At 71.5% G+C, this 24231-nt stretch carries 20 protein-coding genes; 15 read left to right on the top strand and 5 right to left on the bottom strand.

Features of this window, described 5'->3' with window-relative positions; translation table 11 throughout:
• The first annotated feature begins 20 nt into the window (after window positions 1-20).
• Both ACIHFB_RS10130 and ACIHFB_RS10125 read left to right on the top strand, forming a co-directional pair.
• A complete protein-coding gene (locus ACIHFB_RS10130) occupies window positions 21-1796 on the top strand; it encodes a phosphatidylglycerol lysyltransferase domain-containing protein (protein ID WP_365277232.1) in 1776 nt (591 codons plus the stop codon).
• Window positions 1797-1806: 10 nt separating this feature from the next.
• A complete protein-coding gene (locus ACIHFB_RS10125) occupies window positions 1807-2508 on the top strand; it encodes a hypothetical protein (RefSeq protein WP_400126302.1) in 702 nt (233 codons plus the stop codon).
• Here ACIHFB_RS10125 and ACIHFB_RS10120 read toward each other — a convergent pair.
• Window positions 2445-3212, bottom strand: coding sequence for a hypothetical protein (locus ACIHFB_RS10120; RefSeq protein WP_400126300.1), 768 nt, complete (start codon window positions 3210-3212; stop codon window positions 2445-2447). The two genes, ACIHFB_RS10125 and ACIHFB_RS10120, sit on opposite strands and share 64 nt — an antisense overlap.
• A 75-nt stretch (window positions 3213-3287) precedes the next feature.
• Between ACIHFB_RS10120 and ACIHFB_RS10115 the strand changes: the two genes are divergently transcribed.
• The 9 genes from ACIHFB_RS10115 (at window position 3288) to ACIHFB_RS10075 (ending at window position 15635) form a co-directional block, all read left to right on the top strand.
• Window positions 3288-4070, top strand: coding sequence for an adenosylcobinamide-GDP ribazoletransferase (locus ACIHFB_RS10115; RefSeq protein ID WP_365277224.1), 783 nt, complete (start codon window positions 3288-3290; stop codon window positions 4068-4070).
• Window positions 4071-4208: 138 nt separating this feature from the next.
• Window positions 4209-4841, top strand: a complete 633-nt coding sequence (locus tag ACIHFB_RS10110) for an RDD family protein (protein ID WP_400126298.1) — start codon at window positions 4209-4211, stop codon at window positions 4839-4841.
• Window positions 4842-5058: 217 nt separating this feature from the next.
• Window positions 5059-6600, top strand: a complete 1542-nt coding sequence (locus ACIHFB_RS10105) for a leucyl aminopeptidase (RefSeq protein ID WP_365277218.1) — start codon at window positions 5059-5061, stop codon at window positions 6598-6600.
• 306 nt (window positions 6601-6906) lie between these two features.
• Complete coding sequence (gene lpdA, locus ACIHFB_RS10100; RefSeq protein ID WP_400126296.1) at window positions 6907-8295, top strand: dihydrolipoyl dehydrogenase; 1389 nt, start codon at window positions 6907-6909, stop codon at window positions 8293-8295.
• A 60-nt stretch (window positions 8296-8355) separates the two neighbouring features.
• A complete protein-coding gene (gene sucB / locus ACIHFB_RS10095) occupies window positions 8356-10122 on the top strand; it encodes a 2-oxoglutarate dehydrogenase, E2 component, dihydrolipoamide succinyltransferase (protein ID WP_400126294.1) in 1767 nt (588 codons plus the stop codon).
• A 251-nt stretch (window positions 10123-10373) separates the two neighbouring features.
• Entirely contained in the window at window positions 10374-10997 is a 624-nt protein-coding gene (locus ACIHFB_RS10090) for a GntR family transcriptional regulator (RefSeq protein ID WP_365277209.1), read from the top strand.
• Between the two features lie 279 nt (window positions 10998-11276).
• Entirely contained in the window at window positions 11277-13979 is a 2703-nt protein-coding gene (gene aceE / locus ACIHFB_RS10085; protein WP_400126292.1) for a pyruvate dehydrogenase (acetyl-transferring), homodimeric type, read from the top strand.
• A 55-nt stretch (window positions 13980-14034) separates the two neighbouring features.
• Entirely contained in the window at window positions 14035-15009 is a 975-nt protein-coding gene (locus tag ACIHFB_RS10080) for a helix-turn-helix transcriptional regulator (protein WP_400126289.1), read from the top strand.
• A gap of 107 nt (window positions 15010-15116) precedes the next feature.
• Entirely contained in the window at window positions 15117-15635 is a 519-nt protein-coding gene (locus ACIHFB_RS10075; RefSeq protein ID WP_365278260.1) for a DUF4240 domain-containing protein, read from the top strand.
• Window positions 15636-15638: 3 nt separating this feature from the next.
• Here the strand turns inward: ACIHFB_RS10075 and ACIHFB_RS10070 are convergent, their stop codons facing one another.
• Window positions 15639-15869, bottom strand: a complete 231-nt coding sequence (locus ACIHFB_RS10070) for a hypothetical protein (RefSeq protein WP_400126288.1) — start codon at window positions 15867-15869, stop codon at window positions 15639-15641.
• Window positions 15870-16027: 158 nt separating this feature from the next.
• On the opposite strand from ACIHFB_RS10070, the gene ACIHFB_RS10065 reads away from it, so the two are divergent.
• A complete protein-coding gene (locus ACIHFB_RS10065; RefSeq protein ID WP_400126287.1) occupies window positions 16028-17155 on the top strand; it encodes a lipid II:glycine glycyltransferase FemX in 1128 nt (375 codons plus the stop codon).
• Window positions 17156-17165: 10 nt separating this feature from the next.
• Here ACIHFB_RS10065 and ACIHFB_RS10060 read toward each other — a convergent pair whose 3' ends face one another.
• Window positions 17166-18032, bottom strand: a complete 867-nt coding sequence (locus ACIHFB_RS10060; RefSeq protein ID WP_400126285.1) for a peptidoglycan recognition protein — start codon at window positions 18030-18032, stop codon at window positions 17166-17168.
• A 187-nt stretch (window positions 18033-18219) separates the two neighbouring features.
• Here ACIHFB_RS10060 and ACIHFB_RS10055 point away from each other — a divergent pair, with 187 nt between their 5' ends.
• A complete protein-coding gene (locus ACIHFB_RS10055) occupies window positions 18220-19404 on the top strand; it encodes a MarP family serine protease (protein ID WP_365277191.1) in 1185 nt (394 codons plus the stop codon).
• Window positions 19405-19528: 124 nt separating this feature from the next.
• Here ACIHFB_RS10055 and ACIHFB_RS10050 read toward each other — a convergent pair whose 3' ends face one another.
• Complete coding sequence (locus ACIHFB_RS10050; protein WP_365277189.1) at window positions 19529-20017, bottom strand: GNAT family N-acetyltransferase; 489 nt, start codon at window positions 20015-20017, stop codon at window positions 19529-19531.
• Between the two features lie 87 nt (window positions 20018-20104).
• Between ACIHFB_RS10050 and ACIHFB_RS10045 the strand changes: the two genes are divergently transcribed.
• Together ACIHFB_RS10045 and ACIHFB_RS10040 are read left to right on the top strand one after the other, a co-directional pair.
• Window positions 20105-21001 (top strand): TIGR01777 family oxidoreductase, encoded by an 897-nt coding sequence (locus ACIHFB_RS10045; RefSeq protein WP_365277186.1) that lies wholly within the window; start codon window positions 20105-20107, stop codon window positions 20999-21001.
• Window positions 21002-21170: 169 nt separating this feature from the next.
• A complete protein-coding gene (locus ACIHFB_RS10040; protein ID WP_400126282.1) occupies window positions 21171-22547 on the top strand; it encodes an NAD(P)/FAD-dependent oxidoreductase in 1377 nt (458 codons plus the stop codon).
• 113 nt (window positions 22548-22660) lie between these two features.
• Here ACIHFB_RS10040 and ACIHFB_RS10035 read toward each other — a convergent pair whose 3' ends face one another.
• Window positions 22661-24139 carry a regulator gene (locus ACIHFB_RS10035; RefSeq protein ID WP_365277180.1) on the bottom strand — a complete coding sequence of 493 codons (1479 nt, stop codon included), beginning with the start codon at window positions 24137-24139 and terminating at the stop codon, window positions 22661-22663.
• Window positions 24140-24231 lie beyond the last annotated feature (92 nt).

The raw sequence follows: 24231 nt of genomic DNA, 5'->3' as shown, positions 1-24231 counted from the left end.
GCCCCATATCATCCCTCCCTATGGGAGACGCCCGCGCTGATGTGAAGTCCGGACCGGACCAGGGGCACGGGGCGGCGGCCTCGCGGCGGGCCGCTGCCTTTGCCGTCTGGTACTTGCGGGTCGTCGCGTTCGTCAACTTCCTCAGTGCCGTGTGGGTCTCCCTGGGGCAGGACCTGCGGCGGCACAACCAGGAGGACTACTTCACGCCGTATCTGCTGACCGCCGGTTTCGCCTCCGGTGTGTTCACGGTGTTCCTGGCGATCACCATGCGCCGGCGCAAGCGGGCCGCGTGGATTCTGAACCTCGTGCTCAGCGGGCTGTTCCTGCTGCTGCTCGCCTTCGTCATGTTCTTCCCGGAGATCCGGCGCTATGCGCAGAACTGGGTCTCCCTGGCCCTCACCGCCGCCTTCGTGGCATCGCTTCTCGTCGGGCGGCGGGAGTTCTACGCCAAGGGCGACCGCTCCAACCCGAAGCTCGCCGCCGCCGTCGCGGTGGGCGGACTGCTGGTCTGCTCGCTGCTGGCGGCGCTGTTGGTGACGGTGACCAATCAGGCGCACGACGAGCACCGTTCGACGTTCACCGAGCGCTGGTGGTACGGAACGCTGCGGCTCGTCTCGGTCGTCGCCGACGACGACCGGTTCCCCGGGATCACCAGCCCCAACTGGGTCAACGTCGCCATCAACGTACTGAGCACGCTGCTCGTCCTCGCCGTCTTCTACGCCGCCTTCCGCTCCACGCGCGCCGTCGACCCGCTCACCGAGGACGACGAACGGCGGCTGCGGGCGCTGCTGGAGCGGCACGGCGACCGCGACTCGCTCGGGTACTTCGCGCTGCGCCGGGAGAAGAGCGTCGTGTGGTCGCCGACCGGCAAGGCGGGTGTGGTGTACCGGGTCGTGGGCGGTGTCGCGCTGGCGTCCGGCGATCCGGTCGGCGACCCGGAGGCGTGGCCCGGTGCCATCGATCCCTGGCTGGCCCAGGCGCGTGCGCACGGTTGGATTCCGGCCGTGATGGGGGCGGGCGAGGAGGCGGGGACCGTGTACGCACGGCACGGGCTGGACGCGCTGGAGCTCGGTGACGAGGCCGTGGTGGAGGTCGCCGAGTTCACGCTGGAGGGGCGGGCCATGCGGACCGTGCGGCAGGCGTACAACCGGGTGAAGCGCGCGGGGTACGTCGTGCGCATCCGGCGGCACGAGGACATTCCGGCCGACGAGATGACGTACCTGCTGAAGCGGGCGGACGACTGGCGGGACGGGGCCACCGAGCGGGGGTTCAGCATGGCGCTGGGGCGGCTCGGGGATCCGGACGACGGACAGTGCGTGATGCTCGAATGCGCCGATGGCGAGGGCGAGTTGAAGGCGCTGCTCTCCTTCGTGCCCTGGGGGCCGCACGGCCTCTCGCTCGACCTGATGCGGCGGGACCGCGACGCCGACAACGGTCTGATGGAGTTCATGGTGATCGATCTCCTCCAGCGCGCCCAGGAGATCCAGATCACCCAGGTCTCACTCAACTTCGCGATGTTCCGCTCGGTCTTCGAACGTGGCGGACGCCTCGGTGCCGGACCGGTGCTGAGGCTGTGGCGGTCGCTCCTCAGCTTCTTCTCGCGCTGGTGGCAGATCGAGTCGCTGTACCGCGCCAACGCCAAGTACCGGCCCATCTGGGAACCGAGGTTCCTGCTCTTCGAGAAGAGCGCGGACCTGCCCCGCATCGGCATCTCCGCGGCCCGCGCGGAAGGGTTCCTGGAGGCACCGGGACTGCCGAAGTGGCTGCACCGCAGGCACCTTCAGACGCATAGATGAGGTCGCAGAGATGAGTACGCCCGCCCGCTGGGCCCGCGCCGAATGGGGACTGCTGTATGTCACCGTGCGCGGCGCGGTCGCCGAGCGGCGCCGGCGGGCGATCCCCATGGCGACCGGCGCCGTGTGCCTTACGGCGCTGCTGCACGTGGTGCACAACCAGTCCTGGGGGTACGGCTTCGTCCAGGACGTGGGCGCCGTGCGGGCCGAGGATCCCCTGTGGGCGGCTCTGCTGCGTACCCCGCTGTCCCTGTTCGTACCCGCTCTGGACCTGCCGGTGTGGGGAGCCCTTCTCCAGATCCTGCTGGTGTTCGGGATCGCCGAGATCTGCCTGGGGTGGTGGCGGACGCTCGCCATCGCCTACGCCGCCACGCTCGCCGGGACGCTGTACGCGCGCGTGGGGATCGCGCTGGGCCCGGGCGGACCGCTGGGGCTGCCCGCCGCGGACGCGTATGTCGTGGACACCGGGCCGTCGGCGGCCGTGGTGGGGCTCGCCGTGTTCCTCGGCTGGCGCTACCGGGCGTATGTCACCGCGGGGGCGGTGATTCTGGCGATGGTGATCGAGGTGCTGGTGAAGGACAACCTGGCCGGCAAGGAGCATCTGGCGGCGATCGCCGGCGCGCTGGTGCTGTGTGCCGTGTCGGCGGTGCGTCACCGGCGGTCGATGGCCCGGACCGGTTCGACGGGGTCGGGTTTGCCGCCGATCAAGTCCTGAAGCCTGCGGCTGGGGCCCGCCCAGCGGCGGTCGTGGCGGTAGGCGCGGCGCAGGGATCTGGCGCGGGCGCGGGGGCGGCGGCGGTAGAGGCGCTTGGCCCACGGGGAGCCCGGGCGGGCCAGCCGGATGCTGCCCACCACGGCGATGATCGGGATGATCACGCCGAAGAGCGCGGTGCGGGCCTTGCCCTTGCTGAGGGCGAGGAGGGAGAAGGCGAAGTTCGTGAGGACGGTGGTGATGACGGTGCCGCGGTCCTGGAGTTCGTCGTCGCTGAGGTCGTTCACGCCGAACGGGGTGTAGCCGACCAGGACCAGGCCGACGAGGGCGGCGGTCAGCACCACGACCTCCACGCTCTTGCGGCCCGCTTCCGTCCAGTAGACGTCGTCGAGATGGAGGATCAGGGCGAACTCGTCGAGGACCAGGCCCGCCCCGATGCCGAAGACCACGGCGGCGAGGGCCGAGCCGAAGCCGCGGTCACCCCCGGCGACCGCACCGAAGCCGCCGATGACGGTGAGGACGATCCCGGGGACGACGTGATGGATGTGTACGCCGCCGGCCTGGACATTGCCGAAGGGGCCCTTGCCCGCGCGGATCATTCGCGTGATGAGCCGGGTGAGCAGAAAGGTCACGACGAAGGCGAGCAGGGCCAGGAGCAGGGGGAGCTTGCCCGGTTCGATGACGTTGCGCTCAAGCCAGTGCCCCATGTGTCCAATTTTGCCCGTCCTGCGGGCGGGCCGCCCTGCGTATGCGGCGTCCGGGGCCTGTCGTAGCCTTCCCGGATGTCCAGGACCCCGCCCCTGCACGGCCTCCGTTTCGCCTTCGGCACGCTCACCGTGCTGCCCGTGCAGGTGACCCGGTGGGACCGGGAGGCCGCGCGGGGCGGCATGCTGTGTGCCCCCCTGGCCGGGCCGGTCGTGGGTGGAGTCGCCGTCGGGCTCGGCCTCCTGTTGCTCGTCCTCGGCGCCGGTCCTCTCCTCGCCGCCGTGGCCACCGTCGCCGTACCCGCCGTACTCACCCGTGGGCTCCACCTCGACGGACTGGCCGACACCGCCGACGGCCTCGGCAGCGGCAAGCCCGCCGAGGACGCGCTGCGGATCATGAAGCAGTCGGACATCGGGCCGTTCGGTGTGATCGCGCTCGTGCTCGTGCTCCTCGCCCAGGTGGCCGCCCTGGTGGAGGCCTACGACGAGTCCTGGACCTGGGGTGCCTTCGCCGCCCTCGTCTCCGCGACCGCCGGGCGGCTGGCCCTGACGACGGCCGCGCGGACCGGGGTGCCCGCCGCACGGCCGGAGGGGCTGGGGGCCGCGGTCGCCGGGGTCGTCCCGGTGCGCGGCGCGGTCCTCGTCGCCCTCGCGGTCACCGGGGTCGCCGCCGGCGCGGGCGCGGCCTTCGGGGCGTACGGCGTCGTCCAGGCCGCGGCCGCCGTGGTCCTCGCCCTCTCCGCCTCCGAGCTTCTTCTGCGGCACTGCGTCCGCCGCTTCGGCGGGGTCACCGGCGATGTCTTCGGCAGCCTCGCGGAGACGGCGACGACGACGGCGCTCGTCGTCCTGTCGCTGGGGTGAGGCGAGTTCCGTCACCGGGGTGACAGGAGTCCTGTCACCGGGACGACACGAAATCCCGCACAGCCCTTCGGTACCGCCCGCCCCGCCACTAGTCTCGTCCGCCGAAACCGACAAGTGACCGTCATCGGGGGGACGTCCGTGCCGAAGCTTCGCCGTGCCGCGGCCTGGTTGATCGACTTCGCTCTGGTGGTCGCGGTGGCATCCGCGCTCGCCGTGCTCACCTTCCACCGGATATCCGTGCTCGTCACCGACGTGCCCGAACTCGCCACGCGCAGCGGCCTGGACCTGCTGACCTCACGCGGCGACGTCATCGACTCCTCGGAGCATCTGGGACTCTCCGTGTGGAACAAGTCGGTGCTCTATGTCGAGCAGGCCTTCGGGCTGCTGATCCTGGTCACCTTCCTGTACCAGTGGGCCTCGCTGACCTTCGTCGGCCGCACCCTCGGCAAGGCCCTGACCGGGCTGAAGGTCACCCCCCGCGCGGGGCGCCGGGCGGCGCTGCGGGCCGCGGTCACCACCACGGCGGACGTCGTCGTCTACGCCCTCGCCTGCGTCCTGCTGATCGAGGGCGAGTTCGTGCTCTCCGTGCTGGTGTGGACCCTCGCCGTCGCCGTCTTCCTCTGCAACGCCCTGCCCGTCCTCGCCCCCGGCCGCCGCTCCCTCGCCGACCGCATGGCCGGCACGGCGGTCGCGGGCCTCGGACTCGGCACGCCCGGCGCGCCCCGGCCGAACCGCGCCGACGCGTACGGCGGCGCGCCTCGCACATGGTGAGCATCCGGAAGTCACCGGGACGCCCACCGACAGGTGAACGCCCGCAGGCAGAGCGAACGCACATACGCGCGTAGGCTCGTCCCCGGGTGTTCGCCGACAGGGTGAAGGCCCCGGATGAGTCCGACCCCCAGGCCACGCCAGGGGTCGGCCGACGGGCCCGGTCGACCCACCCCCATCGGCCACAGCAACTTCACATCGGAAGCGAGATATCACCACCGTGACTGCTCTCACTCTCAGCACCGCCGCGGCGCCCGGCCTGCGGGCCGACGCGATCGTGATCGGTGTCGCCAAGGGCACTGGATCCCGGTCCGGGGACCTGGTCGTCGCACCGGGCGCCGAGGCCGTGGACAAGGCGTACGACGGCAGGCTCGCCGGCGTCCTGGAGACCCTCGGTGCCTCGGGTGCCGAGGGCGAGGTGACGAAGCTCCCCGCGCCGTCGGGCTTCAAGGCACCGCTCGTGGTGGCGGTCGGCCTGGGCGCCGAGCCGGAGAAGGACGGCCAGTTCACCGCCGAAGCGCTGCGCAAGGCCGCCGGTACGGCCGCCCGCGCCCTCGCCGGTACCAAGAAGGCCGCCTTCGCCCTGCCGCTCGCGGACGCCGCCGACACCGGTGCCGTCGCGGAGGGCGCGCTGCTGGGCGCGTACTCCTTCGACGTGTACAAGGGGACCGTCGACGCGAAGGGCGCGGCGAAGAACGGCAAGGCGCCGCTCGCCGAGGTCGCCCTGCTCGGCGGCAAGCCCCGCGACAAGGCGTACAAGGCGGCCCTGGAGCGCGCCACCGCCGTCTCCGAGGAGCTGAACCGCGCCCGCGACCTGATCAACACCCCGCCGAACGACCTCAACCCCGAGTCCTTCGCCGCCGTCACCCAGGCCGCGGCCAAGGAGCACGGCATCAAGGTGCAGGTGCTCGACGTGAAGGCCCTGGAGAAGGGCGGCTACGGCGGCATCCTGGGCGTCGGCGTGGGTTCGGCCTCCGGTCCCCGGCTGGTCAAGCTGTCGTACACGCACTCCAAGGCGAAGAAGCACCTCGCCTTCGTCGGCAAGGGCATCACCTATGACTCGGGCGGCATCTCGCTGAAGCCGGCCGGCCACAACGAGACGATGAAGTGCGACATGAGCGGTGCGGCCGCCGTCTTCGGCGCCGTCGTCGCCGCCGCGCGCATCGGGCTCGAGGTCAACGTCACCGGCTGGCTGGCGCTGGCCGAGAACATGCCGTCCGGCACCGCGACCCGGCCGGGTGACGTGCTGCGCATGTACAGCGGCAAGACCGTGGAGGTGCTCAACACCGACGCCGAGGGGCGGCTGGTGCTCGCGGACGCGCTGTGGGCGGCGTCGGAGGAGAACCCGGACGCGATCGTGGACGTGGCGACGCTGACCGGGGCGATGGTGCTGGCGCTGGGCAACCGGACGTTCGGTGTGATGGCCAACGACGAGGCGTTCCGTACGGCGATCGTCGAGGCGGCGGAGGAGGTCGGGGAGGCGTCCTGGCCGATGCCGTTGCCGGAGCACCTGCGCAAGGGGATGGACTCTCCCACCGCGGACATCGCGAACATGGGTGAGCGGATGGGCGGTGGGCTGGTCGCCGGACTGTTCCTGCGTGAGTTCGTCGGTGAGGGCATCACCTGGGCGCACATCGACATCGCGGGGCCGGCCTTCAATGAGCAGGGGCCCTTCGGGTACACGCCCAAGGGCGGGACGGGGTCGGCGGTGCGGACGCTCGTGCGGCTCGCCGAGTTGACCGCTGCGGGAGATCTGGGCTGACGTCTCTCTTCGGGGTGCGGGGCACTTTCGCGCCTGGTGGCTCGGTTCCATCCGTCGTGCGGCGGGTGCGGGCCGTGTGTGGCTGGTCGCGCAGTTCCCCGCGCCCCTGAGTGGGTCACCTCGCCGTCCGCTCCAAGCGTGTGGCGTCTCACACCCCGGCCCCGCGTCTCGTCCAGTGCCGACAAGTGCGAAGATGGGGCCTGGCAGGACAGGGCCCCCACCGAAGGGCCGAAACAGAGCGGCCGGACACCAGCCGCCGACCGGTCACTGGAGACCGGCGTGGCGCACATGCATGGAGGACGTGACGTGGCGAACGACGCCAGCACCGTTTTCGACCTAGTGATCCTCGGCGGTGGTAGCGGTGGTTACGCCGCGGCCCTGCGCGGGGCGCAGCTGGGCCTGGACGTCGCCCTGATCGAGAAGGACAAGGTCGGCGGCACCTGCCTGCACCGAGGTTGCATTCCCACCAAGGCCCTGCTGCACGCGGGCGAGATCGCCGACCAGGCCCGCGAGAGCGAGCAGTTCGGTGTGAAGGCCACCTTCGAGGGCATCGACATCGCCGGGGTCCACAAGTACAAGGACGGCGTGATCTCCGGCCTGTACAAGGGACTCCAGGGTCTCGTCGCCTCCCGGAAGGTGACGTACATCGAGGGTGAGGGCCGGCTGTCCTCCCCCACCTCCGTCGACGTGAACGGCCGGCGCGTCCAGGGCCGCCACGTCCTGCTGGCGACCGGCTCCGTGCCGAAGTCGCTGCCGGGCCTGGAGATCGACGGCAACCGCATCATCTCCTCGGACCACGCCCTGGTCCTGGACCGTGTGCCGCAGTCCGCGATCATCCTGGGCGGCGGTGTCATCGGCGTCGAGTTCGCCTCCGCCTGGAAGTCCTTCGGTTCCGACGTCACCGTCATCGAGGGCCTCAAGCACCTCGTCCCGGTCGAGGACGAGAACTCCTCCAAGCTTCTTGAGCGCGCGTTCCGCAAGCGCGGCATCAAGTTCAACCTGGGCACCTTCTTCTCGAAGGCCGAGTACACCGCGAACGGCGTCAAGGTCACCCTCGCCGACGGCAAGGAGTTCGAGGCCGAGGTCCTGCTCGTCGCCGTCGGCCGCGGCCCCGTCTCCGCCGGTCTCGGCTACGAGGAGCAGGGCGTCGCCATGGACCGCGGCTATGTCCTGGTCGACGAGTACATGCGCACCAACGTTCCGACCATCTCCGCCGTCGGCGACCTCGTCCCGACGCTCCAGCTCGCGCACGTCGGCTTCGCCGAGGGCATCCTGGTGGCGGAGCGCCTGGCCGGTCTGAAGACCGTTCCGATCGACTACGACGGCGTGCCCCGGGTGACGTACTGCCACCCCGAGGTCGCCTCCGTGGGCATCACCGAGGCCAAGGCCAAGGAGATCTACGGCGCGGACAAGGTCGTCGCTCTGAAGTACAACCTTGCGGGCAACGGCAAGAGCAAGATCCTGAACACCGCGGGCGAGATCAAGCTCGTCCAGGTCAAGGACGGCGCCGTGGTCGGCGTCCACATGGTCGGCGACCGCATGGGCGAGCAGGTCGGCGAGGCCCAGCTGATCTACAACTGGGAGGCGCTGCCCGCCGAGGTCGCCCAGCTGATCCACGCCCACCCGACGCAGAACGAGGCGCTCGGCGAGGCCCACCTGGCCCTGGCCGGCAAGCCGCTGCACTCGCACGACTGACCCTCGGTCGACGAACGCGACGACACAGACTTCCGCAATTCGTAAGGAGCAACCGAAACCATGGCGGTTTCCGTAACCCTTCCGGCGCTCGGCGAGAGCGTCACCGAGGGCACTGTCACTCGCTGGCTGAAGGCCGAGGGCGAACGCGTCGAGGCCGACGAGCCGCTGCTCGAGGTCTCCACCGACAAGGTCGACACCGAGATCCCCTCCCCCGCCGCCGGTGTCCTGGCGTCCATCAAGGTCGCCGAGGACGAGACGGTCGAGGTCGGCGCCGAGCTGGCCGTGATCGACGACGGCACGGGCGCCCCCGCTGCCGCCCCGGCCCCGGCCGCGGAGCCGGCCCCCGCGCCCGCTGCTCCGGCCCCCGTGGCCGAGGCTCCGGCCGCCCCTGCCGCCCCCGAGGCCCCGGCCGCCCCTGCCGCTCCGGCCGGCGGCGGTTCCGCCGAGGGCACGGACGTGGTCCTGCCCGCGCTCGGCGAGTCCGTCACCGAGGGCACCGTCACCCGCTGGCTGAAGTCGGTCGGCGACAGCGTCGAGGCCGACGAGCCGCTGCTGGAGGTGTCGACGGACAAGGTCGACACCGAGATCCCGGCGCCCACCTCCGGCACGCTGCTGGAGATCGTGGTCGGCGAGGACGAGACCGCCGAGGTCGGCGCCAAGCTGGCCGTCATCGGCGTCGCGGGTGCCGCTCCGGCGGCTGCCCCGGCCCCCGCCGCTCCGGCTCCCGCTGCCCCGGCCGCCCCCGCGGCTCCGGCTGCCCCCGCCGCTCCGGCCGCGCCCGCCGCTGCCGCCCCGGCTCCGGTCCAGCCCGCCGCCCCGGCGCCCGCGCCGGCCGCTCCGGCCCCGGTCACCCCGGCTCCGGCCGCTCCGGCTCCCGCCGCGCAGGCCTCCGACGAGGGTGCCTACGTCACCCCGCTGGTGCGCAAGCTCGCCGCCGAGAACGGCGTCGACCTGGCCACCGTCAAGGGCACCGGCGTCGGCGGCCGTATCCGCAAGCAGGACGTCATCGCCGCCGCCGAGGCCGCGAAGGCCGCCGCCGCTGCCCCTGCGCCCGCCGCCGCGGCTCCGTCGGCTGCGAAGAAGGCGCCGGCGCTGGAGGTCTCCCCCCTCCGTGGCCAGACCGTCAAGATGCCGCGCATCCGCAAGGTCATCGGCGACAACATGGTCAAGGCGCTGCACGAGCAGGCGCAGTTGTCCTCGGTCGTCGAGGTCGACGTGACCCGCCTGATGCGGCTGCGCGCCCGGGCCAAGGACTCGTTCGCCGCGCGGGAGGGCGTCAAGCTCTCCCCGATGCCGTTCTTCGTCAAGGCCGCGGCCCAGGCGCTGAAGGCGCACGCGCCCATCAACGCCAAGATCAACGAGGCCGAGGGGACCATCACCTACTTCGACTCCGAGAACATCGGTATCGCGGTGGACTCCGAGAAGGGCCTGATGACCCCGGTCATCAAGAACGCCGGTGACCTCAACATCGCCGGTATCGCCAAGGCCACGGCCGACCTGGCGGGCAAGGTCCGCGCCAACAAGATCACGCCCGACGAGCTGTCCGGCGCGACCTTCACCATCTCCAACACCGGTTCCCGCGGTGCGCTGTTCGACACGATCATCGTGCCGCCGGGCCAGGTCGCGATCCTCGGCATCGGCGCCACGGTCAAGCGCCCCGCCGTGATCGAGACGGAGGACGGCACGGTCATCGGCGTCCGTGACATGACCTACCTGACCCTCTCCTACGACCACCGTCTGGTGGACGGCGCCGACGCGGCCCGTTACCTGACGGCGGTCAAGGCGATCCTGGAGGCGGGCGAGTTCGAGGTCGAGCTCGGCCTGTAACACCCTCAGACGCACGCATCGATGCCCTCGCCCGGAATCCCTGGGCGAGGGCATCGCCCTTAGGGGCGCGGGGAACTGCGCGACAAGCCACCGACAACCCGCAGCCGCCCTGCATCGGACGGAACCGAGCTATCAGGCCCCGAAGCCAACGTGTAAGTCTCGTCTCACCTGCACAAAAGCGCCCCCGTGCGCCACCCTTGCGGAGCGTCCCGGCCTTATTGTCTAAGCGTCAACGCCCTTAAGGAGCCCTCATGACCGCCCCCGTCATCCACTCGCTGCGCGAACAGATCCGCGAGCACATCGTGGAGGGGATCGTGAGCGGGCGCTGGAAGCCGGGCGAGCGGATCGTGGAGCGGCGGATCGCGACCGAGCTGGAGGTCAGCCAGACACCGGTACGCGAGGCGCTGCGTGAGCTGGAGTCGCTGCGGCTGATCGAGTCGGCGCCCAACAAGGGCGTACGGGTGCGGAATCTGACCGCCGCCGACCTGGAGGAGAGCTACCCGGTCCGGGCCGGTCTGGAGGCGATCGCTGCGGAGCTGGCGGCGGAGAGGCTGGCGGAGGACTGCTCGGCCCTGGAGCCGCATGTCGCCGCGCTGTACGACGCCGACCGCGAGTCGGACGGCACGGCGCAGGTACGGCACACGGTGGGCTTCCACCGGGAGCTGGTGCGGGCGGCCGGGAACTCGGTGCTGCTGCACACCTGGGAGGGGCTCGGCATCGAGGTGTTCACGGCGCTGTCGATCCGGTGGCTGGGGACGGTGCAGCAGTCGTACGCCGAGGAGCACGAGGAACTGGTCCAGGCGTTCCGCCGCCGCGACCCGCGGATCGCCGAGATCGTGAAGGCCCATGTGCTGGGCTGCGCACCGCGTGCCTGAGGCGCCCGAACACCGGAGCAGGTCCGCGCTCAAACGCTTTCCGACCTGCGAAAACCTCTACCCAAGGCGTCACCCCGTGCCATCACCCGAGGCACCCCGTGCCGACTTTCTCGTGATCAAGAGGTTTTGCTCGTCAACCCTTTGATCGATCATCGATCAGGGAGTTAGAGTCGCCTGGGCTTCCACCGAGGCCCCACCCGCCCTGTCCTGCCAAAGACAAAGGGCACCCCCGAACCCTTACCGATGAGGGAACCCCCTTCGACTGAGGAAGGCGGCGACATGACCGACCCCAACGCCATCCAGCCGAGCGAGCTCGACCAGCTCCCGGACCGCGACCCGGAGGAGACCGCCGAATGGCAGGCCTCCCTGGACGCCGTCACCAAGGCTGCCGGCCCGCACCGTGCCGCATATCTGATGCGCCGCACGCTGGAGCGCGCGGAGGGCAACGGCATCGCGCTGCCCAAGCTCCTCGAGACCGACTACGTCAACACCATCCCCACCGCCGCCGAGCCCGCCGTACCGGGTGACGAGGCGCTGGAGACCCGGATCACCGCGTGGAACCGCTGGAACGCGGCCGCGATGGTCACCCGGGGCAGCAAATACGGCGTCGGCGGCCACATCGCCACCTTCGCCTCGGCCGCCTGGCTGTACGAGACCGGCTTCAACCACTTCTTCAAGGGCAAGGAGGCCGACGGCTCGGGCGACCAGCTCTACATCCAGGGCCACGCCTCCCCCGGCATCTACGCCCGCGCCTTCCTCGACGGCCGGCTCGGCGAGCACCACCTCGACAACTTCCGCCGGGAAGCGGGCGGCAGCGGCCTCCCGTCGTACCCGCACCCGCGCCGGCTGCCCTGGCTGTGGGAGTTCCCGACCGTCTCCATGGGGCTCGGTCCGCTCTCCGCCATCTACCAGGCGCGCTTCAACCGCTACCTCACCAACCGCTCCATCAAGGACGTCTCCGCGTCCCACGTCTGGGCCTTCCTCGGCGACGGCGAGATGGACGAGCCGGAGTCGACGGCGGCCCTCGCGCTCGCCGCCCGCGAGGAGCTGGACAACCTCACCTTCGTCATCAACTGCAACCTCCAGCGCCTCGACGGCCCGGTCCGCGCCAACTTCAAGATCGTGCAGGAGCTGGAGGCCCAGTTCCGCGGCGCCGGCTGGAACGTCATCAAGACGCTGTGGGGTTCAGCCTGGGACGAGCTGTTCCGGCTCGACACCACCGGTGCGCTTCTGCGACGGCTGCGCCAGGTACCGGACGCGCAGGTGCAGACGTACCAGACCCGTGACGCCGCCTATATCCGCCAGGACTTCTTCGGCGCCGACCCGGCGCTCGCCGAGATGGCGAAGCTGCTGAGCGACGACAGGATCCTGGAGCTCTTCCACCTCTCCCGCGGTGGTCACGAGGCACGCAAGGTGTACGCCGCGTACAAGGCCGCCGTCGAGCACAAGGGCGCGCCGACCGTGATCCTGGCCCAGACGGTCAAGGGCCACACCCTCGGTCAGGGCTTCGCGTCGAAGAACGCCAACCACCAGATGAAGAAGCTGACGGTGGACGAGTTCAAGCAGATGCGTGATCTGCTCGAACTGCCCATCAAGGACAGCGACTTCGTCGACGGTGTCGTGCCGTACGGCCACCCGGGCGCCGACTCCCCCGAGGTCCGCTACCTCCAGGAGCGCCGCGCCGCCCTCGGCGGTCCGGCCCCGGCCCGTCGTACGCACGCCGTCGCCCCGCTGCCCGCGCCCGCCGAGAAGGCCTTCGCCTCCTTCGACAAGGGCTCCGGCTCGCAGAACGTCGCCACGACCATGGCCTTCGTCCGTCTGGTCAAGGACCTGGTCCGCGACAAGGAGTCGGGCAAGCGCTGGGTGCCGATCGTCCCCGACGAGGCGCGCACCTTCGGCATGGAGTCGCTGTTCCCGTCGCTCGGGATCTACTCCCCCAAGGGCCAGACGTACGAGCCGGTCGACCGCGACCAGCTGATGTACTACAAGGAGGCCGAGAACGGCCAGATCCTCAACGAGGGGATCACCGAGGCCGGTTCGATGGCCGACTTCATCGCCGCGTCCACGTCGTACGCGACGCACGGCGAGACGATGATCCCGTTCTACATCTTCTACTCGATGTTCGGCTGGCAGCGTACGGCCGACCAGATGTGGCAGCTCGGCGACCAGCTGGGCCGCGGCTTCCTGGTCGGTGCGACGGCCGGTCGTACGACGCTGACGGGCGAGGGTCTCCAGCACGCGGACGGCCACTCGCCGGTGATCGCGGCGACGAACCCGGCGGCGATGACGTACGACCCGGCGTTCGCGTACGAGATCGCGGTCGTCGTCAAGGACGGTCTGCGCCGGATGTACGGCGAGGCCGCCCCGGGTGAGGACCAGAACGTCTTCTACTACCTCACCGTCTACAACGAGCCGATGCCGCAGCCCGCGAAGCCGTCCGGCCTCGGCATCGACGAGGGCATCGTCAAGGGCCTCTACCGCTTCAACACGGCGGAGTCGGCGGGGCTTTCGCCGGCCGCGAATGCGCCGCGCATCCAGCTGCTGGGTTCCGGCACGGCGATCCACTGGACGCTTCGGGCGCAGCAACTGCTCGCCGAGGAGTGGGGTGTCGCCGCCGATGTGTGGTCGGCGACGTCGTGGAGCGAGCTGCGGCGGGACGCGCTGGAGGCGGACGCGGCGCTGTTGCAGGGCGAGGAGCGGGTGCCGTACGTCCGTCAGGCGCTGCACGGCGCCGAGGGCCCTGTCCTCGCGGTCTCCGACTACATGCGCCAGGTGCCGGACCAGATCGCGCAGTGGGTCGAGCAGGACTACTCCTCGCTGGGCGCCGACGGCTTCGGGCTCTCCGACACCCGGGACGCCGCCCGCCGTCACTTCGGGGTCGACGCCGAGTCGATCGTCGTGGCCGCGCTGGCCCAGCTGGCGCGTCGCGGTGAGGTCAAGGCGACGGCCGTGAAGGAGGCGCGCGAGCGCTACGGCCTGTAGTGGTTGTGTGATGAGGCCCCCGCCATGGCGGGGGCCTCGTTGCATCATGGGCCGTATGCGCGCTGCCCGTCTCATCAAAATGGTGCTGCTGCTCCAGTCCCGGCCCTCCATGACCGCCGCCGAGCTGGCGACGGAGCTGGAGGTGTCCGAGCGCACCGTCACGCGCGATGCGCAGGCGTTGTCGGAGGCGGGGGTTCCGGTGTACGCGGACCGCGGGCGGGCCGGCGGATACCGGCTGATCGGCGGGTACCGCACCCGGCTGACGGGACTGCACCGCAGCGAGGCGGAGGCGCTGTTCCTGTCCGGCGTGCCCGGTGCGCTCAGGGAGATGGGGCTTCAGGACGCGGCCTCCGCGGCCCGGCTGAAGGTGTCGGCGGCGCTGCTGCCCTCCCTGAGCGACGCGTCCCGCACGGCCTCGCAGCGGTTCCATCTGGATGCGCCGAACTGGTTCAAGGAGCCCAGGACGCCCGAGCTGCTGCCGGTCGTCGCGGACGCCGTGTGGGACGACCGGCGGATCACCGCCCGCTACCGCAAGGGCGCCGGTGAGGTGGAGCGGGAGCTGGAGCCGTACGGGCTCGTGCTGAAGGCGGGGGTCTGGTACCTGTGCGCGCGGGCCGCCCCGCACGGCTCCCCCAGGGTCTACCGGATCGACCGGTTCCAGGCCGTCGAGGCCGGTGCCGAGCGCTTCACCCGCGACGAGGAGTTCGATCTGCCCGCCTTCTGGGAGGAGCGGGCCGAGCAGTTCGCGCGGTCCATTCTGCGCGCCGAGGTCGTCGTACGGCTGTCTCCGGACGGCGTGCGCAGGCTGCCGCACACCGTCGATCCGCTCGCCGCGAGGGAGGCGCTGCGCAACGCGGACGCCCCGGACTCCGGCGGTCGGGTGACCGTGACCCTCCCCGTGGAGTCCGAGGAGGTCGCCCACACCCAGCTGACGGCGCTCGGTCCGGAGGCCGAGGTACTGGCCCCCGAGGGCCTGCGGGCGCGGTTCGCGGGGGATGCGGCGCGGCTGGCGGCGCTGTACGACCGGTGACGCGGTAACGATCAGGTTGCCGTACCACTGATCACGCCGTACCGCCCATAACAATCCGTCCCACTCCACGTGCGCCCCACCCGTCCAGGCACGATGCTTGACCCGTGATGGACGAGACGGAGTTCTGGGAGCTGATCGACGGGGCCGGCGAAGCGGCCGAGGGCGACCCCGAGGAGCAGGCCGACGTGCTCGTGGAGCGGCTCCTCCAGCGCGACCCGGACTCGGTCCTGGACTTCGCCCGTCACTTCGAGGCGCGCTACAACCGCGCGTACACCTGGGACCTGTGGGGCGCCGCCTGGGTGCTGCTGGACGGCGCGAGCGACGACGCGTTCGACTTCTTCCGGTGCTGGCTCATCGGCCAGGGCCGGGAGGTGTACGAGGGTGGCGTGCACGATCCCGACTCGCTCGCCGATCTGCTCGACGACTTCGACGACGAACTCGACGGCGACGGCGAGGAGCTCGGCTACTCGGCCGACGAGGCCTATGAGCAGCTCACCGGTGCCGTCGCCCCGGACCTCGGCATTCCGCCCGCGCCCCCGGAGCCGGAGGGCACACCGATCGACTTCGAGAACGAGCGGGCGCTGGCCGAGCGGTATCCCAAGCTGTGGGACCGGTTCAAGGGCTGAGCCTCACGCGGCGGTGCGTCGGCGCCCCGCGTCGGACGGGATGTACGCCTGCGTCTGGTCCACCTTCACCGCGTGGTGCATCGGGGCCGCGTTGGCCTGGTCGAGGGCCGAGGCCGTGACCGCGGCCGGGCCGAGGACGACCGTGGCCACCGCGCAGACCACGGCCCAGGGACCGCGGGAGTTCCTCGTCCAACCGCGGGTGCTCTGCCGGGCTTCGGTGCGACTGCTGTTCATTTCTTCCCCACCTCCAGTCAGTGCGTGTGCATGACGATAGAAATCCGATCTCGGGGAGATCGGTGAGTCGACTACGAGGAACCTGTGAACCGTGGGCCCTTGACCCGTCCCGTCGTCCCCGGTTTACGGTGGCCGCCCCGAACAGGAGCACCCTGCCCATGACCAGCCCGTACGTGCGGGAGATCACGCGCGAGGAACACCTCGCCCACTTGCGGCTGCATCCCGACACCAGCCATCTCCAGATCCCCGAGTGGGCCGATGTGAAGCCCGGCTGGCTCGCGCAGAGCATCGGCTGGTTCGAGGACGAGTCGATGACGGCCACGGCGCTCGTGCTGTACCGGCCGCTGCCCGGGACCCGGCGTTTTCTCGCCTACCTCCCCGACGGGCCCGACATCGACTGGCGGACCCCGCGTCTGGAGCGCTGGCTGGACCCGCTCGTCGCCCACCTGGAGCGGGAGGGGGCGTTCGCGGTCCGGATCGGGCCGCCCGTGGTCGTACGGTGCTGGGATCCGTCGGTCGTCGCGGCGGGCGTCGCCGATCCCGGCGTACGGCATCTGCACGAGCTGCCCGCGGCGGACATCGACGGGTTCGCGCTGGACGCCGGGGAGCGGCTGCGGCAGCTCGGCTGGCGGCGGTGCAAGGAGAACGAGGGCAGCGGTTTCGGCCTCGGACAGCCGCGGTTCGGCTGTCTGATACCCCTCCAGGAGCGCTCGGTGGACGACCTGCGCGGCGCCCTCGCCCCGCACTGGGAGCAGGCCCTGAGCACGGCCGAGTCGGCGGGCGTGCGGGTCGTCTCGGGCACGGGCGGCGATCTGCCCGAGTTCCACCGTCTGTACACCGCGACCGCCGCCCACGACGGCTTCAAGGCCCGCCCGCTGGACTACTTCCAGCGCATGTGGAAGGCGCTGACCGCCGAGGACAGCGACCGGCTGCGGCTCTATCTCGCCGAGTACGAGGGGGAGGTCCTCTCCGCCGCACTCATGATCAACGTCGGCTCCCGGTCCTGGCACTCGTACGCCGCCTCCGGCCGCCGGGGTCGCCAACTGCGGCCCAGCAGCGCGCTGTTGTGGCGGATGCTGTACGACGCGTGGGCGTCGAACGCCGCGACGTACGACCTGCGCTCGATCACGCCCGCCCTCACCGAGGGCGTGCTGCTCGGCCGGCTCCTGTTCAAGACGGGGGCGGGCGGCATGGCCGTGGAGTACCTCGGGGAGTGGGAGCGGCCGGTGGGCACCCAGGGCAAGGTGCTCCAGCGGGCGCTGAAGGCCTACCTCGCGAGGCGGTGAGGCAGCGGGCTCACCCTCGGCCCTGAAGCCGGGCCGCCGTCTGTCTGATCTGCGGGAGGAGGGCGCTGAGCGCGGCGCCGGGACAGCTCGTCATGAAGCCGTCCTTGTGGCCCGCGAGGGCGGGCAGCCTGGCCGTCGTGCCGGCCGCGTACCGGCTGAGGCCGTTGCTGGAGACCAGGGGCACGTTCGCACGGGGGTCGATTCCGGACATGCCCAGCTTCCAGGCGGCGAGACGGGCGATCGCGTCGGTCATGGCCTGGGGCACCGGCACGCCCGCCGTGAACGTGCCGAGGGCGGCGATGCCGGTGGTGCCGTGGTTGAAGCCCTGGGTGTGCGCGCCCGTGACCGGGCGGTCGACGCCGCCCGCGCGGCCCTCGTAGATCGTGCCGCAGCGGTCGACGAGGAAGTTGTAGCCGATGTCGTCCCACTGCCGGGAGCCGGTCTGGCCCGCGTACAGATAGCGGATGATGCGGGGCGCGTCGGCGCAGTCGTAGCCGTTGGGCGAGTCGGTGTGGTGGACGAAGACGGCGTTGACCCTGGCGTCGTAGCGCGGCGGCGGCTGGGCGCGGCGGGTGCCGGCATCCAGCCAGGCCGACCTCGGCACGATGTGCGGCTGCGCCGCGGAGTGCCGGACGGCGGCGGGCCGGGCAGCGAGCGCCCGATCGGACGTCGTGCCGTTCCGCTCGACTCCGCTCGCACACAGCACCAGCGCCGTCACGGCGGCGAGCCCGGGCAGACAGCCGAGCAGCACCCGGGCGGCGGCCCGCACGCGGACGGTCCGCGGTGGGCGGGCGGCAGCCGGTATGTGGACGGCGGTGCGCGGTGTTCGTGCGGCGCCGGGTCTTCGTGCACCCGGCGCTCTTCGGAAGACACGCATGACCTCACTGTCGGCCGGATCCGATCCGCCCGCGATGTGCGCTGTGCCACCTGGTGGAACCAACGTCCGGGTCCGGGACGTTTTTGCGGGTACACGCACGCGTGGCTGGTTCCGGAGGCCACGCGCGCGTGGCTGATCACTGGGCCCCTCCCCCGCGTATTAAGGGGTCCGAGAGAAAGGCGGCCTCGTGGACCTGCTCGACATCCTGCTGTTGCTGCTGATCCTGGCCTACGCAGCGTCCGGCTACCGGCGCGGACTGGTGGCCGGCTGTGTCTCCCTGGCCGGCTTCGTGGGCGGCGCGGTGATCGGCGTGTGGATCCTGCCCTGGATGATGGACCTGGCGACGCCGGGCACGACGACGGCGACGGTGACCGCCGTGCTCACGGTGCTCGTCCCCGCGGTGGTGGGCCATGAACTGGCGGGACGCTTCGCCCTGCGTCTGAAGCGGGAGCTCGACCAGGGTCCGCTGCGGGTGGCCGACGGAGTGGGCGGAGCCGTCGCGAACTCGGTGGCCGTGCTGATCGTGGCGTGGGTGGCCGCGAGCGTCCTCGGCGCCTCCTCGTCCCCGCTGGTCACCACCGCGATCCGGGACTCAGCGCTGCTCGGGACGGTGCAGGACGTCATGCCGGACACCACCCCCTCCTGGTTCTCGGGTGCCACGTCCGCGCTCACCGAGGCGGGCTTCCCCCAGGTCTTCAACCCCTTCGAGAACGAGTCGACGGCCCAGGTCGCCGAACCCACCGGAGACAGCGTCACCGCGAGCGCCACCAACGCCGCCAAGCTCAGCACCGTGAAGATCGAGGGCGTCTCCGGCACCCAGGGCCGCGAGGGCAGCGGTTTCGTCTACGCCGACGAGCATGTGATGACCAACGCGCACGTGGTGGCCGGCATCGACGACCCGAGCGTCCGGGTCGGCGGGGTCGGGAAGTCGTACGACTCGCGCGTCGTGCTCTTCGATCCGGACAAGGACGTGGCGGTGCTGTACGTCCCCGACCTGCGCGCGCCCGTCCTGCGGTTCGACGACGAGGCCTCGCGCGGTGACGCCGCGGTGGTCGCGGGCTATCCCGAGGGCGGCGACCTCGACCTCCAGGCGGCGACGGTCGCGAACCGCGTTCAGGCGAACGGCCAGAACATCTACAGCGACGACGCGGTCACCCGCGAGATCTACTCGGTCCGCTCGACGGTCCGCCCCGGCAACTCCGGCGGCCCGCTGCTGACCACCGACGGCCGGGTGTACGGCGTGGTCTTCGCCCGCTCCACCTCCGACGCCCGGACCGGCTACGTCCTCACGGCCGACGAGGTCGCCGGCGACGCCCGGCGCGCTGCGGACGCGACGGCCCCGGTGGACACGGGCGAGCTGGTCACGACGTAGCGCTCTGCTGGAGCCCGCGGCGGAGCCGTAATTCGATACAGCCCCGCGCCCCGTAAGGGGCGCGGGGAACTGCGCGACCAGCCCCCACCGGCCCGCGGACAAACGAACCGCATGTCCGGCGGAGCTACAGGCTGCGCCCCATGAACACGTCGTCGACGTACTCACCGGCCAGGAAGAACTCCTCCGGCAGCACGCCCTCCACCGCGAAGCCCTCCGACTCGTAGAGCTTGCGGGCCGCGGTGTTGTGGCCCAGGACGCGCAGGGTGATCCGGCGTGCCCCCTGCCGCCGTGCCTCGTCCTGCACGGCCCGCAGCAGCGCCCGCGCGACCCCCGCACCGCGCGCCTCCTCGGCGACGGCGAGACCCTGGATCTGGCGTACGTGGGTGTTGCACGCGAGGGGTGTCGGGAATCCCAGCCGGATGTAGCCGACGACGGCCCCGTCGAGCTCGGCGACGAGATGGTCGCGCGGCCCGAACCGCTCGTTGTAGAAGGGCTCGTACGGCGGCTGGGGGCGCGGCTGGACCGAGTGCACCGTCGACCAGGTGACCCGGTCGAGGCGGCCGAGCGGCTCTTCGTCGTCGAGGGTGGCGTGGCGTATGTACGGGACAGACATGGCGGCCACCCTAGACGGCACTCCGATCCGACTTCGACGACGGACCCGTCGGGGACTTATCGCCCGCCAACGGTCATGCTGGGGGTCATGGAACGCTCGCGAATCGCAGTGGCCGGCGCGTCCGGTCTGATCGGCAGTGCCCTGGTGCGGTCCCTGACCGCGGACGGGCACGAGGTGCTACGCCTGGTGCGTCACGCGCCCAGGGCGGCGGACGAGCTCCGCTGGGACCCCGAGGCACGGCAGGTGGACACGGCCGGGCTCGCCGGGTGTGATGCCGTGGTCAACCTCGCGGGCGCCGGGGTCGGCAGCCGGCGCTGGACGGACGCGTACAAGTCGAGGATCCGTAGCAGCCGGATCCTCGGCACCTCGGCACTGGCGGAGGCCATCGCCTCCCTGGACACCCCGCCACGGGTCTTCGTGAACGGCAGCGCGATCGGCTTCTACGGCGAGACGGGCGACCGTACGGTCGACGAGCGCTCACCGCACGGTGCCGGTTTCCTGCCCGAGCTGTGCGTGGAGTGGGAGGGCTCCGCGGCGGCCGCGCAGAAGGCCGGCGTACGAACGGTGTTCACGCGCACGGGACTTGTCGTGGCCCCCAAGGGCGGGGCCTGGGGAAAGCTCTTCCCGCTCTTCAAGGCGGGGCTCGGCGGGCGGATGGGCGACGGACGGCAGTACTGGTCGTTCGTCTCGCTGCACGACGAGGTGGCCGCGATCCGCCATCTCATCGACACCGACGGGCTGTCCGGGCCGTTCAACGTGACCGCCCCGCAGCCGCTGACGAACCGTGAGATCACCGCGGCGATGGGCCGTGTGCTGCACCGGCCGACCCTCTTCGCGGTGCCCGCGCCCGTGCTGCGGACCGTGCTCGGCGAGATGGCCGGGGATGTGCTGGGCAGCGCACGGGTGCTGCCGACCCGTCTGCTGGAATCGGGCTTCACGTTCGCGTTCCCGGACATCGAGGGAGCGATCCGCGCCGCACTGTGAATCCTCCGGTCACCGAATGGTTGCATGCGACCGTCGTGCGACCGTGCTCTGTCGATGCGCGACTTTTTTTGACCGATCACCGCCCTAACCTCGACCCGAACTCGGGTATTCCCAGAGCCTGTTGGGGGCATGACGTCTCCACCGGCCGCGCAACCTCGAGGAGGGGCACGTGCTTGAGCCCGCGTACCAGGCGGACGTCGTCATCGTGGGAGCCGGGGTCGCCGGACTCTCGGCGGCTCATCGGCTGACCAGCGCAGGAGTAACGACCGCGGTCCTGGAGGCCGCCCCTTACGTCGGCGGCCGTATGTCGACCGAGAAGGTCGACGGTTTCCGGCTCGACCGCATCGGACAGCTGCTGTCCACCTCGTATCCCGAACTGGGCATCACCCCCGGGCTCGACGCACTCGTGCTGCGCCCGTTCGCACCGGGTGTTCTGCTGCACAGCGGCGGACGGCGCCACCGCGCGGGCGCCCCGGCGAATGGAGGGGGCGCAAGGGGCGCACTACACGCCGTGCGCGCCCTGGCGAGCGCCCCCTTGCCGACGTCCGTGCACTCCCGGAACCAGACGGCCGTCCCGCGGCCCCGGACCGGCGCCCCGCTCGGCACCGCCGTCGACCAGGCCAGGCTCGCCGCCGCGCTCGCCCGGCTGGCGGCCACGCCCGTCGAGCGGCTGCTGGCCCGCCCCGAACTCCCGGCCGGCGAGGCCCTCGCGGCCCGGGGTGTCCCCGCGCGCACGATCGCCGGCTTCCTGCGGCCGCTGCTCGCCGCCCTGCTGTGCGACCCCGAACTCACCACGTCCAGCCGCTGCGCGGACCTCGCACTGCGCGCCTTCGCGAGCGGGCGGCTGTGTGTGCCGGAGGGCGGCGCCGAGGTACTGCCGGAGCTGCTGGCGCGGACGCTGCCGCCGGACACCGTGCACACCGGCGTGCGGGTCACGTCGGTCGCCACGACCTCGGTGACCACCGCCGAGCACGGCGAGTTCCGCTGCCGGGCCGTCCTGGTGGCCACCGACGCCCGCACGGCCGCCGACCTGCTGCCCGGCCTGCGCGTCCCCGACTTCCACCCGCTGACGGTGATCCACCACACCACGGACGAGCCGCCGGAGACCGGCGCCTCCCTCCTCCTCGACGCCGACCGCGGTGGCCCCGTGGCACACACGGCGGTGGCCAGCGAGGTCGACCCGAGCCGCGCCCCGGCCGGCCGCGCCCTGATCTCCTCGACGATCCTCGGCCCACCCCCACCGGACGCCGACACCGCCGTCCGCATGCACCTCGCCCGCCTCTACGGCACCCCCACCACCCGCTGGGAAACCCTCGCCGTCCACCACACCCCCGAGGCAGTCCCCGCAATGGTCCCGCCCCACGACCTACGCCGCCCCGTACGCCTGTTGGCAGGCCTGTACGTATGCGGCGACCACCGCGACACCAGCACAGTCCAAGGGGCACTGCACTCGGGCCACAGGGCATCGCAGGCGATCCTGACGGACCTGGGTGCAAAGGCCTCGATGCACAGGGCGGACCCCCACCCAACAACACAGGCCGCGTGAAGCGCCCCTTCAGGGGCGCGGGGCTGTATCGATATGCGGCTCCGCCGCGTGGGCGCGACAAGCCACAACGGCGGCGCACCAGCAACTCAACGCCCGGAGTTACGGCTCGACGGCTACCCCAGCGCAGCAACCTTGTCCCGATACCCCCGAACCGGCGCAGCATCCTTGTACGGCTCCAACCGACGCTCGAAGTCCCGCACATACTCAACCGCCCGCACCGACCGCATCTCAGAAGCCGCCCCCGCCGCCTCCGCACCCAACGCACACGCCTGATCAAGCTCCCCCAGCCCAAGCCTCGCAGAGGCCAGCACCACCCGGCAGAACAGCCGACTGCGCGCAAACGCGGGCGCACGCAACTGCAAGGACCGCTCCGCATGTTGCGCGGCGGCACGGAACTGCTGAAGATCCCGATGACAGTGCCCGAATTCATCGGCGAGCTGCGCCTCGTCGAAGAACCGCGCCCAGTGCGGCACTTCGTCGCCGGGCCGAGCGGCCTCCAACGCCCGCTCGGCCCGCACCAGCGACGCCGTGCACGCCCGTACCTCCCCGAGCACCCCGTGCCCCCGCGCCTCGACCGAGTGCAGCAGCGCCTGCACAACCGGCGGAGCCGTCGTCCCGACGCCCTGCTGCGCCACGCGCGCGAGCTGGACCGCCTCCCGCCCGTGCCCGAGATAGACGGCCTGCCGGCTCATGGTGATCAGCACGAAGGAGCCGAACGCCCGGTCCGCCGCCGCCTGCGAGAGCCTGAGCGCCTGCACGAAGTACCGCTGGGCGAGCCCGTGTGCCGCGATGTCGTACGACGTCCAGCCGGCGAGCCGGGTCAGCTCGGCGGCGGCCGCGAACAGACGGCGGCCGGTCTGCTCGCCGTACGTGCCGCGCAGCATCGGCTCGCACTCGTGCTCCAGGTAGCGCACGAGGGCCTGCCGGGCGTGGCCGCCGCCGTACATGTTGTCCAGGGTGCGGAACAGGTCGCCGACCGAGCGGAGGGCGGCGATGTCGCCGCCGGTGACCTTCTGGCCGGACCCGCGTTCGCCCTGCCCGCGCTGGCGGGGCACCGTCGGGCGGCCCTGTGCGGGGACGGTGGGGGTCCCTCCCGCGCGGGCGAAGGTGAGCGTGGGTGAGGGAGCGGGCAGCTCGCCGCGGGCCACCTTGTCGTCGGCGCGGCCGATCAGCCAGTCCCGGCTGGGCACGACGAGGCCGGCCGGGGTGAACGCGATCTTGCGCAGCTCGGCATGGCTGCCGGAGTCCTTGCGCCACAGCCCGCTGACGATGTCGACGGCCTCCTCCGGGGCGCCGGCGAATTCCAGACCGGCGTACACCGGCGCACAGGCGTCGAGCCCGAGATCCTGGGCGGTGAGCCGGCGCCCGAGCCGCCGGGTGAACACCTCGGCGATGAGCGCGGGCGTGGTCCCCCGGGGCTGCTGCCCGCGCAGCCACCGGGTGACGGATGTCTTGTCGTATCTGAGATCCAGCCCGTGTTCGAGTCCGAGCTGGTCCACTCGACGGGCGAGACCCGCGTTGGAGAACCCCGCTTCTGCGATGAGCGCGGCGAGCTGTCGGTTGGGCGTGCGCTGCGCGGGTCGTTCCGTCATCTGCGGTGCGGTCTCCTGCCTTTCGGGCCTCGCGGAGGCCCTGTGGTGCCCGGATTGCCGGTGAGCAGCCTTTTTGGCCTCTGTGAACGGCG

The organism is Streptomyces sp. NPDC051963 (assembly GCF_044593495.1).
Classification (GTDB): domain Bacteria; phylum Actinomycetota; class Actinomycetes; order Streptomycetales; family Streptomycetaceae; genus Streptomyces.
The sequence above is the reverse complement of the archived record's forward strand: the minus strand, read 5'-3'. Positions and strand labels throughout refer to the sequence as shown.

Excerpts from the sequence above, each read along its gene's own strand:
- ACIHFB_RS10130 (WP_365277232.1), top strand. The coding sequence starts at position 21 with ATGGGAGACGCCCGCGCTGATGTGAAGTCCGGACCGGACCAGGGGCAC.
- ACIHFB_RS10125 (WP_400126302.1), top strand. The coding sequence starts at position 1,807 with ATGAGTACGCCCGCCCGCTGGGCCCGCGCCGAATGGGGACTGCTGTAT.
- ACIHFB_RS10120 (WP_400126300.1), bottom strand. The coding sequence starts at position 3,212 with ATGGGGCACTGGCTTGAGCGCAACGTCATCGAACCGGGCAAGCTCCCC.
- ACIHFB_RS10115 (WP_365277224.1), top strand. The coding sequence starts at position 3,288 with ATGTCCAGGACCCCGCCCCTGCACGGCCTCCGTTTCGCCTTCGGCACG.
- sucB (WP_400126294.1), top strand. The coding sequence starts at position 8,356 with ATGGCGGTTTCCGTAACCCTTCCGGCGCTCGGCGAGAGCGTCACCGAG.
- ACIHFB_RS10090 (WP_365277209.1), top strand. The coding sequence starts at position 10,374 with ATGACCGCCCCCGTCATCCACTCGCTGCGCGAACAGATCCGCGAGCAC.
- aceE (WP_400126292.1), top strand. The coding sequence starts at position 11,277 with ATGACCGACCCCAACGCCATCCAGCCGAGCGAGCTCGACCAGCTCCCG.
- ACIHFB_RS10080 (WP_400126289.1), top strand. The coding sequence starts at position 14,035 with ATGCGCGCTGCCCGTCTCATCAAAATGGTGCTGCTGCTCCAGTCCCGG.
- ACIHFB_RS10075 (WP_365278260.1), top strand. The coding sequence starts at position 15,117 with ATGGACGAGACGGAGTTCTGGGAGCTGATCGACGGGGCCGGCGAAGCG.
- ACIHFB_RS10070 (WP_400126288.1), bottom strand. The coding sequence starts at position 15,869 with ATGAACAGCAGTCGCACCGAAGCCCGGCAGAGCACCCGCGGTTGGACG.
- ACIHFB_RS10065 (WP_400126287.1), top strand. The coding sequence starts at position 16,028 with ATGACCAGCCCGTACGTGCGGGAGATCACGCGCGAGGAACACCTCGCC.
- ACIHFB_RS10060 (WP_400126285.1), bottom strand. The coding sequence starts at position 18,032 with ATGCGTGTCTTCCGAAGAGCGCCGGGTGCACGAAGACCCGGCGCCGCA.
- ACIHFB_RS10050 (WP_365277189.1), bottom strand. The coding sequence starts at position 20,017 with ATGTCTGTCCCGTACATACGCCACGCCACCCTCGACGACGAAGAGCCG.
- ACIHFB_RS10045 (WP_365277186.1), top strand. The coding sequence starts at position 20,105 with ATGGAACGCTCGCGAATCGCAGTGGCCGGCGCGTCCGGTCTGATCGGC.
- ACIHFB_RS10035 (WP_365277180.1), bottom strand. The coding sequence starts at position 24,139 with ATGACGGAACGACCCGCGCAGCGCACGCCCAACCGACAGCTCGCCGCG.